Below are 11,901 nucleotides of genomic sequence, written 5' to 3' on the forward strand. Positions count from 1 at the left end.
CTTATCCGCGCCGGCGCCGGCGCTCCTCGCGGGCGCGGCGGCGGGCCTCGACATCTTCACCGGAGGCGCCGGTCGAGCCGTCGCCGGCGGACTGCGAAACCGCCGACGGCGTCGACATCTCGCGGAACTTGTTCGTCCACACCCTGCAGTTCCGGTCGGTGCCGTTGAGCACATTGGCAGCGAGGATCGCATGCATGTCTTCGTCATGCAGGGGATTCATGATCGCCGAGGTCATTCCATGCGACGCCGCCATGGCGAGGAAATAGCCGGTGAGCACGCGCCGGTTCGGCATGCCGAAAGCGATGTTGGAAGCGCCGCAGGTTGTGTTGACCTTGAGCTCCTCGCGCAGGCGCCTGACCAGGCGGAACACCTGCTGGCCGGCGGTACCCATGGCGCCGATCGGCATGACGAGCGGATCGACGACGACGTCTTCCGGCTTGATGCCGTGATCGGCGGCGCGCTGCACGATCTTCTTCGCCACCTCGAAGCGCACATCGGGATCTTCCGAAATGCCGCTCTCGTCATTGGAGATGGCGACCACCGGCACGTTGTATTTGGCGACGAGGGGGAGGATGGCTTCGAGCTTCTCTTCCTCGCCGGTCACCGAATTGACGAGCGGGCGGCCCTTGGCGGTCTCGAGAGCCACTTTGAGCGCCGCCGTCACCGATGAGTCGATGCAGAGCGGCACGTCGGTGACCGACTGGACGATCTCGATCGTTTGCTTGAGCAGCGGCGGCTCGGTTTCATTGGGATTGACGGCGGTGACGCCGGCATTGACGTCGAGCACATTGGCGCCGGCTTCCACCTGCGCCAAGGCGTCCCTGATGACCGTCTCGAAATTGCCGGCCTGCATCTCGGCCGCGAGCTTCTTGCGCCCGGTGGGATTGATGCGCTCGCCGATGACGCAGAAGGGCCGGTCGAAGCCGATCAGGAATTGCTTTTTTTCAGAAGCGATGAGGGTCTGTGTCATTGAGGTCCTCGTAGAGCAAAAAATCAGGATTTCGCCGCGCCGCCATTGGCGATCAGGGCCTTGAGCCGTTCTTTGTCATAGCTGTGCTCGATATCGGCCTTGGCTTTGTCGGCCTCGGCGGCGAGATCATCGCCCACGGGTACCGGTTCGGCGCGCCGCCAGTCGGCCAGATAGGAGTCGGTATCGGAGGCGCCGCCGCGCATGGCGGCCATGTCGATGGCTTCCTGGAAGCGGTCGGTCAGCATGCGCTTCTCCTCCTTGCGCCCGGCCTTGACCGAGACGGCGGAGGGGATATCGCGCCAATAGGTAATGATGAGATTCGCCATGGGGTGGTCTATGCGCTGTCCTTAAAGTGGGAGTCCGTCCGAAAACGACATTTACCCGATGGAGGCCGAATCCCGAAGCTTGGCGATGGCGTCGGGAGCAAGCCCCAGAACGCGGCGTAAGACATCGTCGGTGCCCTGGCCCAGCGTCGGCGCGGCCCGCGAATATTCGACCGGGGTGCCTGAGAAGCGCACCGGATTGGCCACACCCGGCGTCTTCGTGCCGTCATCTCGGCTAAGCGTGACATTGAGGCCGCGCGCCTGGACCTGGGGATCGGCGAAGACCTGGTCGATAGTGTTGATCGGGCCGCAGGGCACCGCGGCGGCCTCGAGGGCCTGGATCCATTCCGCCGTCTTGCGCCGCTTCATCGGCTCGACCAGCAAGGCGATCAGGGCTTCGCGGTTGCCGACCCGGTCGCGATTGGTGAGGAAGCGGGGATCGTCGGCAACCTCCGGCACGCGGGCGATTTTCGTATATTCGCGGAACTGCCGGTCATTGCCGACGGCGATAATGATGAAGCCATCCGCGGTCGCGAAGGTCTGATAGGGCACGATATTGGGATGCGCATTGCCGAGGCGCTTAGGCGCCGTGCCGCCGACGAGGAAGTTGAGCGCCTGATTGGCGAGCACCGCCACTTGCGTGTCGAGCAAAGCGAGGTCGAGATACTGGCCCTCGCCGGTCTTGTCGCGGTGATGGAGGGCAGCCAGCACGCCGATCGTCGCGTAAAGGCCGGTGAACACGTCGGCGAAGGCGACGCCGGTCTTGACCGGTTCGGCACCGGGCGTGCCGTCGGGCTGGCCGGTGATCGACATGATGCCGCCCATGCCCTGGATCATGAAGTCATAGCCGGCGCGTTGGGCATAGGGCCCGGTCTGGCCGAAGCCGGTGATCGAGCAATAGATGAGCCTGGGGTTGATCGCCTTCAGGCTCTCATAGTCGAGCCCGTATTTCTTGAGGCCGCCGACCTTGAAATTCTCCATGACGATGTCGGAGTTGCGCGCAAGCTCCTGCAGGAGCTTCTGACCCTCGGGCTTCGCCATGTCGATGGCGACCGACTGCTTGCCGCGATTGGCGGAAAGGTAATAAGCGGCGTCGCCATGCGATCCGTCAGGTTTGGTGAGGAAGGGCGGGCCCCAGCCACGGGTGTCGTCGCCTTCGCCGGGTTTCTCGACTTTGATCACCTCGGCGCCGAAATCGGCGAGAATCTGGGTGGCCCAGGGGCCGGCCAGTACCCGGGTGAGATCGAGAACGCGGATATTCTGTAAAGGCCCGGCCATTTAGCGACTCCAAAGAAGAAAGGAGCCCGCTTCTAGCCTCTGGCTCAAGCCCTTGCAAACTAGATGAGCCCGTAGCTCGCCTGGCCCTTCTGCCGGCGCTCGAACCGGTCGAGAACCTCACTGACCCTGAGATGAAGGGCGGTGTCGTAGCTGTCGGGTGGGCGGCCTTCATAGGCGCGCAATTCTTCGACACTGATGCCGGCCTCGCTGGCGAGTTGCCCCTCGGTTATACCGAGGGCGACACGGCGATGGCGGTCGAAGGCGGGTGAGAACCGGTCGACGGATTTATCGGGCATGAGACGCTCCATGCGGACTCTCGAGCCGGCCGGCCGTCCGTCGCCGACTCCTGACATATGCTAACGCGATATGGCGCTCGGACAATCCCCTTTCAATCGACCGGGAGATGGGTTTCCAGGGATTTAATGTTGGGCCGTCGCCCGGGCCCACAGCGGCTCGGCGATAGCGATGCCGTCCGTGCGCGCCAGTGCGAGCTTCTCCTCATATGGATTCTTCGTGCGCTCGCCGCCCAGCGCAAAGGACGGGTCGACCGGGCAGCCGATCCCGATATTCGCCTTTATCGAGAAGGGCACGAGATAGAGCCCGTGGCGGACATTCCGCAGGAACAGCCGGCCGCGTTCTTCGACCAGTCGCGCGATCCGCGGTGCCAGGAATACGCAGGAGATGTCGCGGAGATCGAGACCGAGCACATCGGGCTCGAGGACGGGATGGCGCGCTTCGGCAGGCGTCGTGTCGAGCGCCTCGAACAGGAGGGTGAGCCCCGGATAGGAGCAGGCTTCCAGCCAGGCGCACGCCCAGCCCATCTCGTCCGCGATGTCCGCTTCGCCATTGTGGCGGAGGACGCGGGCCGCCGAGGCCGCAACATCGTCGAAGGAAATCTTAATGGTCATAACGGGGCTCTAGCATGAAATTCCGGCTTGGCCTCAACTTTGCAGTTAGGACAGGCATATTGTCTCAAAACCTGCTACCTGGCGACGAGGCACGCATGCGGGAGAACGCGATGTACAACTATCGGAACTGGCTCAAGATAGTGCTGGTTTCAGCCTTTGTCCTGTTTACCAATTACGGTTTCATCGACCGCATCGCATTGCTCGTCGCGCAGGGTCGCCTCGGCACGATCGCCGGCTTTCTCCTGGTCTGGGTGCTGGCCTTGGCGGCAATCCTGGTCGCGGCCTTCCAGCCCCGCTGGTTCTGGCGGATGGGCTGGGCTCTGATCCTCGCGGCGACGACCGCCGGTGGTGTGGGCTACTTTGCCATCAGCGGATCGGATTTCACGGTATTCGACTTTGTCTCATTATGGAACGCCCGCCATGAAGCTGGACGGGCGGCGGATTTCTACGGACACCAGCTGTTCCTTTCGGCCGGGCTGGTCTTCGTCGCCGGCCTGCTGGCGATCGGTTTCCCCGCACCATTGCGCTCGGCCGGCGCCCGGCGCTGGCTGAACCGCCTGGCGCTTCTGCCCGTTCTGCCTTTCCTGGCCATCGCCGTCATCGTCGCCATGAAGGCCGGCGGCGGTCAGCAGGCCCTGCCGAAACAGTTCACGCCGCTCTCTGTCGCGGCTGTGGCGGCGAGCCGGATCGCCACCCAGGAAAACTATGTCCGCAACCAGGTCGCCTGGACGCCCGATCCGCAGAAGCGGGTGAAGAACATTCTCTTCCTGGTCGATGAGAGCATCCGCGCCGACTATCTCGACTTCACCGCCGGCAACCCCTTCACGCCGAATCTGGCGAAGCTCAAGACGAATTTCGTCGATTTCGGTCCGGCGGCGTCTGGCGGCAATTGCAGCCACTATTCCAACGTCATCCTTCGCAGCGGCGCAAGGCGCGACGACCTCACCGTCAGCGTTAATGAGAGCCCGTATATCTGGACCTATGCGAAGAAGGCCGGATACCGCACCATCTTCGTCGACGCCCAGGGCGCCATCGTCAAGAATCCAGGCCGCCTCACCAATTTCATGACCGTCGCCGAGACGCGCGATATCGATCGCTACGTGTCGCTGAACTATGGGGATCCTGAGCAGGCCGATTTCGAGCTGCTCAAGCTCATCGCCGAGGAGACCAAAGGCGATCAGCCGGTCTTCATCTATGCCAACAAGAACGGCGCGCATTTTCCCTATGACGCCAGCTATCCGAAGGACCAGGCGAAGTTCGGTCCGACCATGACCGAAAGCGGAAGCGAGGACACGATCCACCGGATGGCATCCTATCGCAATTCCATCGCCTGGTCGGTGGATCAGTTCTTCGTCAGCTTCTTCAAGGATCTCGATCTCAGCAATCTGGCGCTGGTCTATACGGCCGATCACGGCCAGGCGCTGGAGAAGGGAGCGCTCACCCATTGCGCCATCGAGAATCCCGACCCGCGCCAGGGGCTGGTGCCGCTGCTCGCATTTGCGAGCGATCCCGATTTGCGCGAGAGGCTGGAAGTTGGAGCCAGGGCCGGATATCAGCGCGCCAGCCATTTCACCATCGTTCCGGCCGTTCTCGAAATGATGGGCTATCGCGGCAGCGATGTCGCGCAATATTACAGTGAGTCGATGCTCACCGCGCCCAAGGGCGATCCCGCTTTCACCAGCGGCGATATCTTCGGCATGTTCTCGAAACAGGTGCTCTGGCACCCGATCGATCTCACCCGTGATTATCGCGAGCCCGAATCCCTGGCTTTGCGTCCCCGTTCCTCCGCCGCATCCATGAGTGTCAGCCAATGAAAGTCATTTCCCGCAAGCCCGGCAAGGTGGAACTCGAGCTGCGCTTCATCCTGCCCAATCTGTTCACCGCCGCCGCCCTGTGCGCCGGCATGACCGCACTCGTTCTTGCCGCCGAAGGGCTGCCGGAACTGGCTGTCCTGTCCGTCATCCTCGCCGCACTCCTCGATGCCTGCGATGGCCGCGTCGCGCGCCTCACCGGCACCACGTCGCGTTTCGGCGCCGAGCTCGATTCACTTGCCGATGTGGTGAGTTTCGGCGCCGCCCCCGCCTTCATTCTCTATTCCTGGGGGCTCGGACAGTTCGGCATGGCAGGATGGCTGCCCTCTCTGGCGCTTGCAACCTGCTGCGCCTTGCGTCTCGCCCGCTTCAATGTGGCCGCGCAGGACGCCTCGGCGCCGGCCTGGATGGCGAATTACTTCACCGGCGTTCCGGCACCTGGTGGCGCCCTCCTGGCCTTGAGCCCCATGCTGGCCGAATTCGCCGGTTTCCTCGGCAATGCCGAGGCATCGCTGCTGGCACTCTTCGTCACCTCGGCCGTGGCCTTCCTGATGATCAGCACCTGGCCGACCTTCTCGGGCAAGTCGCTTGGCCGCAAGGTGTCGCGTCTCATGCTCTTGCCACCGGTGGCTCTGGCCGGCCTCGCGGTCGCGGGCCTGCTTTACTGGCCCTGGGCAACGATGCTGGCGATCGCCGTTCTCTATGCCGCGACGCTGCCGCTGTCGAAGTGGCGCCATGGCGTGCTCCGGGCGCGCGCGTTGACTTGAAGGTCCAGCCTCCGGGCTGGCATGGAGCCAGCCCCGCGAACCCCATTGCCCGATAGTCATCAGCCCGTCATACTACGCTGAAATCAAGGAAGAAGCCGGAACTGCCGGCCAATAATGATGGGCGTTTAAACGGGCCGTGGGAATGGTCCCGCGGCTCCTCGGAGGAAGCAGATGACGATATACGATCCTAAAAAGGCGACTTTGGATCTGGTGCGAGCCGCACAGATGAGCCGCCGTAGCTTGCTCAAGGCAAGCCTCGCTGTCGGCGCGGTCGGACTGACCAGCCCCCTTTATCTCAAGCATGCATGGTCCTCATCGGGTGAACTGTCGATCCTCAACTGGCCCGACGAATTCCCCGATCCGGTGATCCCGGAGTTTGAGAAGGCGACCGGCATCAAGGTTTCGTCGACGCCGTTCTCTCAGAACGAGGAGCAGATCAACAAGCTGCAGGCGACCGGCGGCGAAGGCTTCGACCTCTGTCAGCCGACGATGAACCGCGCCCCGCAATACAAGGACCTCGCGGTGCTGGCGCCTTATGACGCCAACAAGCTGAAGAACGTCGGCAATGTCATTCCCTCGATGCTCGGCAGTGCCAAGGAGCTGTGGGAATGGGAAGGCGGTCTCTACTGGCTGCCGCATGTATGGGGTTCGGAAGCGATCTCCTATCGCACCGATCTCTGGAAAGGCGACCCGGCGCAGATCTCCTACGGCTCGCTGTGGGATGAAGGCGTCAAGGGCCATGTGCAGGGCCGTCCGCATTCCTATCTGCTCAGCATCGGCCTGTGGTGGGACGGGAACGGCAAGATGCCGTCCAATCGCATGCGCGACGGCTACAAGGATGTCGACAGCTTCAAGAAGCTGTGGGATCCCATCCTGGCCTTCGCCATCGAGAACAAGGCCTTCGTCAAGCAGTTCTGGGATTCGGCCGACAACACCAAGTCGGGTCTGATGGAAAACGATGTGTGGATCGGCCTCACCTGGGACGGCCCGCCGATTTCGCTGAAGAAGGAAGGCAAGCCGGTCAACTACACGGCGCCCAAGGAAGGCGCCATCGCGTGGGTCGACGGCCTGTCATTGATGAAGTCGGCCAAGAATGTCGATCAGGCCTATGAGTTCATCAACTTCCTGCAGACCCCGGATTATTCGGCCAAGCTGGCGGAAGGGTCGGGATACAACCCGGTCATCACCGGCGCCGATGCCAAGCTGTCGGATGCGGCCAAGAAGATCTTCCAGGAAGCCTTCCCGGGCGATGCGCTCAAGAATCTCTGGCCCTGGCCGGTTGAGCCGACCTGGTATGCCGAAATCCGCAGCCAGTATGCGGACAAGTTCAAGGCCGCCTGAACGGTCTGATACAAGCAACCGAATGCCGGCCCCGTCGATACATGTCGGGGCCGGAGCTGTTTACTCCATTCGTCATGGCCGCCCTCGAGGCGGCCATCCAGCCCATCCACGTAGCAGTTGCTTGGTGTCGAGGCTGGATGGCCGGGTCGGGGCCCGGCCATGACGAAATGGGGGAGTGTCGCTCGCGCCTCCCGATAGACGTGAGCCCATCTGACCTGATTCAAATCATGTCGGGGCCGGAGCTGTTTACCGCATTCGTCATGGCCGCCCTCAAGGCGGCCATCCAGCCCATCCACGCGTCAGCTGCGTGGTGTCGAGGCTGGATGGCCGGGTCGGGGCCCGGCCATGACGAAATGGGGGAGTGTAGCTCGCGCCTCCCGATAGACGTGAGCCCATCTGACCTGATTCAAATCATGTCGGGGCCGGAGCTGTTTACCGCATTCGTCATGGCCGCCCTCAAGGCGGCCATCCAGCCCAACCACGTAGCAGTTGCTTGGTGTCGAGGCTGGATGGCCGGGTCGGGGCCCGGCCATGACGAGTAGGTGCCATAGACTATGATCCCATGGTCCAGATGACGAATTGTTCTGGACCGTTACGCCGGAACGGTTTTTACTGGCGCCAGAACAGACTTCGAAAAGAAGCGTTTGGGTAGGGCTTGCAGGATAGGGCAGGGGATGAGCGCCGACGTCGAACTCGATCGCGTTACCGTCAGATTTGGTCAGTTTACCGCCGTCAAGGAGGCGTCGCTCAAGATTGCGGGCGGCGAGTTCTTCTCCTTTCTCGGGCCCTCGGGCTGCGGCAAGACGACGATCCTGAGAACCGTTTCCGGCTTCCTCGATCCTTCCGAGGGCGCGGTCCGCATTGCCGGACAGGATATGAGCGGGATCGGCGCGAACAAGCGCCCGACCGCGCTGATCTTCCAGAACCTCGCGCTCTTCCCCCTGATGACGGTCGCCGAGAACATCACCTATGGCCTGCGCGTGCGCGGCATGAACAAGCCCGACCGCCGCCGTCGCGCCGATGAGCTGCTCAATCTCATCGCTTTGTCAGGACAGGGCGACAAGCTGGTGAGCGAGTTGTCGGGCGGCCAGAAGCAGCGCGTCGCCATTGCGCGCGCACTGGCGGTCGAGCCCAAGGTGCTGCTGCTCGACGAGCCCCTGTCGGCGCTCGACCTCAAGCTGCGCCAGCATATGCGCAACGAGTTGCGCGCCATCCAGCAGCGTGTCGGCATCACTTTCATCTACATCACCCATGACCAGGGTGAGGCGCTGACCATGTCGGACCGCATCGCGGTCATGAACAACGGCGTGATCGAGCAGGTGGGTGACGGCAAGGCCGTATATGACTCGCCCGGAACATCTTTCGTCGCCTCCTTCGTGGGAGAGAACAATCCCTTCGCCGGGCGCGTGACCAAGGCCGATAAAACTGGCGCCGTCGTCGAGACGCCTTTCGGCCCGCTGCGCGGCCGCAATCCCGCCGGCGTCAGGGAGGGCGACAAGGCCATTCTCTTTGTCAGGCCCGAAGCGCTGCGGCTTGGCCAGGGCGCCAGGGATGCGACCATCACCTCGACAGTGCGCAATGTCGCCTTCGAAGGCAATGCGACCCACATTTTCCTGAAGGGGGCGGACAAGAAGGACATCACCTTGACCGTCGGGCGTCTCGAGCGGGTCGAGATACCCGAGCAGGGCGTCGAAGCATCGGTCACCTATGATCCTGATCTGGGGCTGGTGCTTCCGGAAGGGAAATTGGCCCGTGAGTAGGCTGCTGGTCTATCTGATCCCGCTGCTCGTCATCGTCGTCTTCATGCTGATGGCGCATTTCGAGAAGCGCCTCGCGCACGACCCCACGCATCGGGGGTTCTTCGAGCGCAACGGCACCGTGCTCGGTATCGTCTTCATCGCGCTGGTCGCCTTCTGGATGCTCTTCCTGGTCGTGCTGCCCTATCTCTACATGGTGCAGGAGAGCTTCCATCCCAAGCTCGTTGCCGCCGAGCGTGGCGGTCCCAAGGACATGCTGACGCTCGAGCAATATCGCTCCTTCTTCATCCAGCCGACCGACGGGGAGGTCAACACTACCCATCTCTGGGCGTTCTTCTTCTCGCTCGCGGTCTCCGCCGCCGTGACGGTCCTGAACTTCGCCATCTGTTATCCGCTCGCCTATTACATGGCGCAGGCCGGCAGCGTTCAGAAGGTCCGCCTCCTGATGCTGGCGCTGATTGTGCCCTATTGGGTGAACGAGATCCTGCGCGCCTTCTCGCTGCGCCTGCTGCTCGCCAGCAAGGGTCTGATCAACCAGGCGCTGATGGGGCTCGGCATCACCGATGCGCCCGTCGATTTTCTCGGCAGCAATGTCGGCCTCTATGTCGGCCTGTCCTATGCTTATCTGCTGGTGATGATGTTCCCGCTCTATAACGCGGTGGAGAGTCTCGACAAGAACCAGATCGAGGCGGCGCGCGACCTGGGTGCCCCCTGGTGGCGCATCCACAAGGATGTGGTCATCCCCTATGCCAAGCCCGGCATCGCCTCCGGCTGCACCATGGTCTTCATGCTCTCGGCGGGATCGCTGGCCGCACCCCAGTTCCTCGGCGGACCGAAGACCTTGTGGTTCACCTCGATCGTCTATGACTTCTTCTTCCAGGCTTTCAACTGGCCGCGCGGCGCCGCCTACGCCTTCCTGCTGCTCGCCGGCTGTATCGCGCTGGTGATGCTGATGCTGCGTCTCTTCAAGGTCAGCCTCGGGGAGACGATAAGATGAGTTCGCGCGCCATCATCAAGGTGATGATCGGGTTCTACGTCGTCCTGTTCTTCGCCTATCTGTTCGGGCCGCTCCTGGTCATGAGCATCACCGCCTTTAACACGCCTTCTTATCCGAGCGCCTATCCCTTCGAGGGCTTCACGCTCGACTGGTTCGTCAAACTGTGGAACCACCGGGCCATGATGGAGGGCCTGGTGAATTCGGTCATCATTGGCATCGGCGTCATCTGCGTGTCGGTGCCGGTCGGGCTCGCCGCGGCGATTGTGATGAACCAGATCTACTACCGTGCGCGCTCGCTCTATTATCTGGTGACGGTGTCGCCCGTGCTCACCCCGGGCGTCATCATCGGCATCTCGACGGTGATCTTCTGGCGCGACTTCTCGGAACTGACCGGCACGCGCCCGCTGCTCTACAAGGGCATCGTGCTGTCGATATTCGGCCAGGCGAGTTTCATCGCCGCCTATTGCCTGCTGATCATCATGGCCAGGCTCCAGCGTTTCGACCGCGCCCAGGAGGAGGCCGCTCTCGATCTCGGCGCCAGCTATCCGCAGGTCTTCTGGCATATATTGCTGCCGTTCCTGCGGCCGGCGCTGATCTCGGCCGCCGTCATCGCCTTCCTGTCGTCCTTCGAGAACTACAACACGACGACCTTCGCCATCCTCGCCGACAAGACGCTGGTGACGGTGCTGGCGGGCGAGGTGCGGCAGGGTACGACGCCGGCTCTGTCGGCGCTGGCCGTCATCATCATCACGATTTCGCTGTTGGGCGCCATCGCCTATGAAGTGATGAAGCGGCGGGAGGAGCGCCAGAGCGCCCGGATCGCCGAACGGGCCAAGCTCGCCGAGCGCGGCGAGCTGGCGCCCGGAGATGCCGCGCCGGCGCCGGCGTAAGGCCTATTCAAGCAATGTCGTCTGGAAGCGGGCTGCGCTTGTATCCGGTGATCATGGCCCGGACGAGATTCTCCCGATGCCGGAAACTCGCCAGCACGACGCCTGCAACATGCAGGCCCACCAGTCCCAGCAGTACATTGGCGAGCGTCTCATGCAATTCTTTCAGCCATTCGACTCCCCAGTAAGTGTCTGTGGTCATGAGCCAACCCGTCAGGGCCAGCGCCGCCATCATGGCAAGTAGCGCGATCACCATGACGGCGCCCATGGGATTGTGGCCGAGATAGCGTCTCTCGCGACCGGAGATGGCATCTCGCGCATAGGCGGCCGTTGCGAGCGGGCCGCGAAGGAACTGGCCGAAGCGGGCGTAGCGCGGCCCGACCAGTCCATAGAATACGCGGAAAGCGACGAGTGCGGCGGCCGCATAGCCCGCCCATTCGTGAAGATCCTTCACGTCGTCGCCGGTGAGCCACGCCACCGCGAAGCTGGTGACGAGGCTCCAGTGAAAAAGGCGAAGCAGCGGATCCCAGACTTTGACGGTGGCGTTTGTCATCTCAGCCCTCGTCTTCCTTGTCGGAACCGACCGGCTCGAGAGTCTTCGGGTTGAAATGGGCCTCGATCTTCGAGCCCTTGGCATCAACCGCATAGACTTCGTAGCAGCCGTCCTCCGTCTTGAGCGATCTGACGTCCCAGCCCATGGCCTTGAGCTTGCCGGCGAGCGCTTCGCGCGGCTGCCATTCAGCGTCGGGCACATCGCATTTCTCCCCGGCATGGGCGATGCCGGCGAGAGTCAATGTGCCGATGAGAGCGGTAAGGATCTTGAGTCTCACGATAAGTCTCCGATGGTTATTGCGAACAGCGT

Annotated in this window: 13 protein-coding genes; 6 read left to right on the forward strand and 7 right to left on the reverse strand. The window is 62.7% G+C overall.

What is annotated here, in order from left to right; genetic code table 11:
• Nucleotide 1: 1 nt before the first annotated feature.
• The 5 genes from G5V57_RS22705 to G5V57_RS22725 form a co-directional block, all read right to left on the reverse strand.
• Complete coding sequence (locus G5V57_RS22705) at nt 2-970, reverse strand: methyltetrahydrofolate cobalamin methyltransferase (protein WP_165169809.1); 969 nt, start codon at nt 968-970, stop codon at nt 2-4.
• Nucleotides 971-993: 23 nt separating this feature from the next.
• Nucleotides 994-1,296: a virulence factor gene (locus tag G5V57_RS22710; RefSeq protein WP_165169810.1), complete on the reverse strand. Its 303-nt coding sequence runs from the start codon at nt 1,294-1,296 to the stop codon at nt 994-996.
• Between the two features lie 51 nt (nt 1,297-1,347).
• Nucleotides 1,348-2,571 (reverse strand): CaiB/BaiF CoA-transferase family protein, encoded by a 1,224-nt coding sequence (locus tag G5V57_RS22715; RefSeq protein WP_165169811.1) that lies wholly within the window; start codon nt 2,569-2,571, stop codon nt 1,348-1,350.
• Nucleotides 2,572-2,630: 59 nt separating this feature from the next.
• A complete protein-coding gene (locus G5V57_RS22720; protein WP_165169812.1) occupies nt 2,631-2,867 on the reverse strand; it encodes a hypothetical protein in 237 nt (78 codons plus the stop codon).
• 123 nt (nt 2,868-2,990) lie between these two features.
• On the reverse strand, nt 2,991-3,479 hold the full coding sequence (locus tag G5V57_RS22725; RefSeq protein WP_165169813.1) for a hypothetical protein: 489 nt from the start codon (nt 3,477-3,479) through the stop codon (nt 2,991-2,993).
• A gap of 110 nt (nt 3,480-3,589) precedes the next feature.
• On the opposite strand from G5V57_RS22725, the gene G5V57_RS22730 reads away from it, so the two are divergent.
• The 6 genes from G5V57_RS22730 to G5V57_RS22755 all read left to right on the forward strand — a co-directional run bounded on the left by G5V57_RS22730 (nt 3,590) and on the right by G5V57_RS22755 (nt 11,042).
• Nucleotides 3,590-5,293 carry a sulfatase-like hydrolase/transferase gene (locus G5V57_RS22730; RefSeq protein WP_165169814.1) on the forward strand — a complete coding sequence of 568 codons (1,704 nt, stop codon included), beginning with the start codon at nt 3,590-3,592 and terminating at the stop codon, nt 5,291-5,293.
• On the forward strand, nt 5,290-6,057 hold the full coding sequence (gene pssA, locus G5V57_RS22735; protein WP_165169815.1) for a CDP-diacylglycerol--serine O-phosphatidyltransferase: 768 nt from the start codon (nt 5,290-5,292) through the stop codon (nt 6,055-6,057). Before G5V57_RS22730 ends, pssA begins: the two co-directional genes overlap by 4 nt.
• 225 nt (nt 6,058-6,282) lie before the next feature.
• Nucleotides 6,283-7,398, forward strand: coding sequence for a substrate-binding domain-containing protein (locus G5V57_RS22740; RefSeq protein ID WP_246737328.1), 1,116 nt, complete (start codon nt 6,283-6,285; stop codon nt 7,396-7,398).
• A gap of 674 nt (nt 7,399-8,072) precedes the next feature.
• Nucleotides 8,073-9,158, forward strand: a complete 1,086-nt coding sequence (locus tag G5V57_RS22745) for an ABC transporter ATP-binding protein (protein WP_165169817.1) — start codon at nt 8,073-8,075, stop codon at nt 9,156-9,158.
• Nucleotides 9,151-10,152: an ABC transporter permease gene (locus G5V57_RS22750; RefSeq protein WP_246737329.1), complete on the forward strand. Its 1,002-nt coding sequence runs from the start codon at nt 9,151-9,153 to the stop codon at nt 10,150-10,152. The genes G5V57_RS22745 and G5V57_RS22750 overlap by 8 nt, the downstream gene beginning before the upstream one ends.
• Entirely contained in the window at nt 10,149-11,042 is an 894-nt protein-coding gene (locus G5V57_RS22755) for an ABC transporter permease (RefSeq protein ID WP_165169818.1), read from the forward strand. Before G5V57_RS22750 ends, G5V57_RS22755 begins: the two co-directional genes overlap by 4 nt.
• Before the next feature lie 7 nt (nt 11,043-11,049).
• Here G5V57_RS22755 and G5V57_RS22760 read toward each other — a convergent pair whose 3' ends face one another.
• Together G5V57_RS22760 and G5V57_RS22765 are read right to left on the reverse strand one after the other, a co-directional pair.
• Nucleotides 11,050-11,592 (reverse strand): cytochrome b/b6 domain-containing protein, encoded by a 543-nt coding sequence (locus G5V57_RS22760; protein WP_165169819.1) that lies wholly within the window; start codon nt 11,590-11,592, stop codon nt 11,050-11,052.
• A 1-nt stretch (nt 11,593) separates the two neighbouring features.
• On the reverse strand, nt 11,594-11,869 hold the full coding sequence (locus G5V57_RS22765) for a PepSY domain-containing protein (protein ID WP_165169820.1): 276 nt from the start codon (nt 11,867-11,869) through the stop codon (nt 11,594-11,596).
• Nucleotides 11,870-11,901: the final 32 nt, after the last annotated feature.

Origin of the sequence: Nordella sp. HKS 07, from assembly GCF_011046735.1 — a bacterium.
Taxonomy (GTDB): domain Bacteria; phylum Pseudomonadota; class Alphaproteobacteria; order Rhizobiales; family Aestuariivirgaceae; genus Taklimakanibacter.

Excerpts from the sequence above, each read along its gene's own strand:
- G5V57_RS22705 (WP_165169809.1), bottom strand. The coding sequence starts at position 970 with ATGACACAGACCCTCATCGCTTCTGAAAAAAAGCAATTCCTGATCGGC.
- G5V57_RS22710 (WP_165169810.1), bottom strand. The coding sequence starts at position 1,296 with ATGGCGAATCTCATCATTACCTATTGGCGCGATATCCCCTCCGCCGTC.
- G5V57_RS22715 (WP_165169811.1), bottom strand. The coding sequence starts at position 2,571 with ATGGCCGGGCCTTTACAGAATATCCGCGTTCTCGATCTCACCCGGGTA.
- G5V57_RS22720 (WP_165169812.1), bottom strand. The coding sequence starts at position 2,867 with ATGCCCGATAAATCCGTCGACCGGTTCTCACCCGCCTTCGACCGCCAT.
- G5V57_RS22725 (WP_165169813.1), bottom strand. The coding sequence starts at position 3,479 with ATGACCATTAAGATTTCCTTCGACGATGTTGCGGCCTCGGCGGCCCGC.
- G5V57_RS22730 (WP_165169814.1), top strand. The coding sequence starts at position 3,590 with ATGTACAACTATCGGAACTGGCTCAAGATAGTGCTGGTTTCAGCCTTT.
- pssA (WP_165169815.1), top strand. The coding sequence starts at position 5,290 with ATGAAAGTCATTTCCCGCAAGCCCGGCAAGGTGGAACTCGAGCTGCGC.
- G5V57_RS22740 (WP_246737328.1), top strand. The coding sequence starts at position 6,283 with ATGAGCCGCCGTAGCTTGCTCAAGGCAAGCCTCGCTGTCGGCGCGGTC.
- G5V57_RS22745 (WP_165169817.1), top strand. The coding sequence starts at position 8,073 with ATGAGCGCCGACGTCGAACTCGATCGCGTTACCGTCAGATTTGGTCAG.
- G5V57_RS22755 (WP_165169818.1), top strand. The coding sequence starts at position 10,149 with ATGAGTTCGCGCGCCATCATCAAGGTGATGATCGGGTTCTACGTCGTC.
- G5V57_RS22760 (WP_165169819.1), bottom strand. The coding sequence starts at position 11,592 with ATGACAAACGCCACCGTCAAAGTCTGGGATCCGCTGCTTCGCCTTTTT.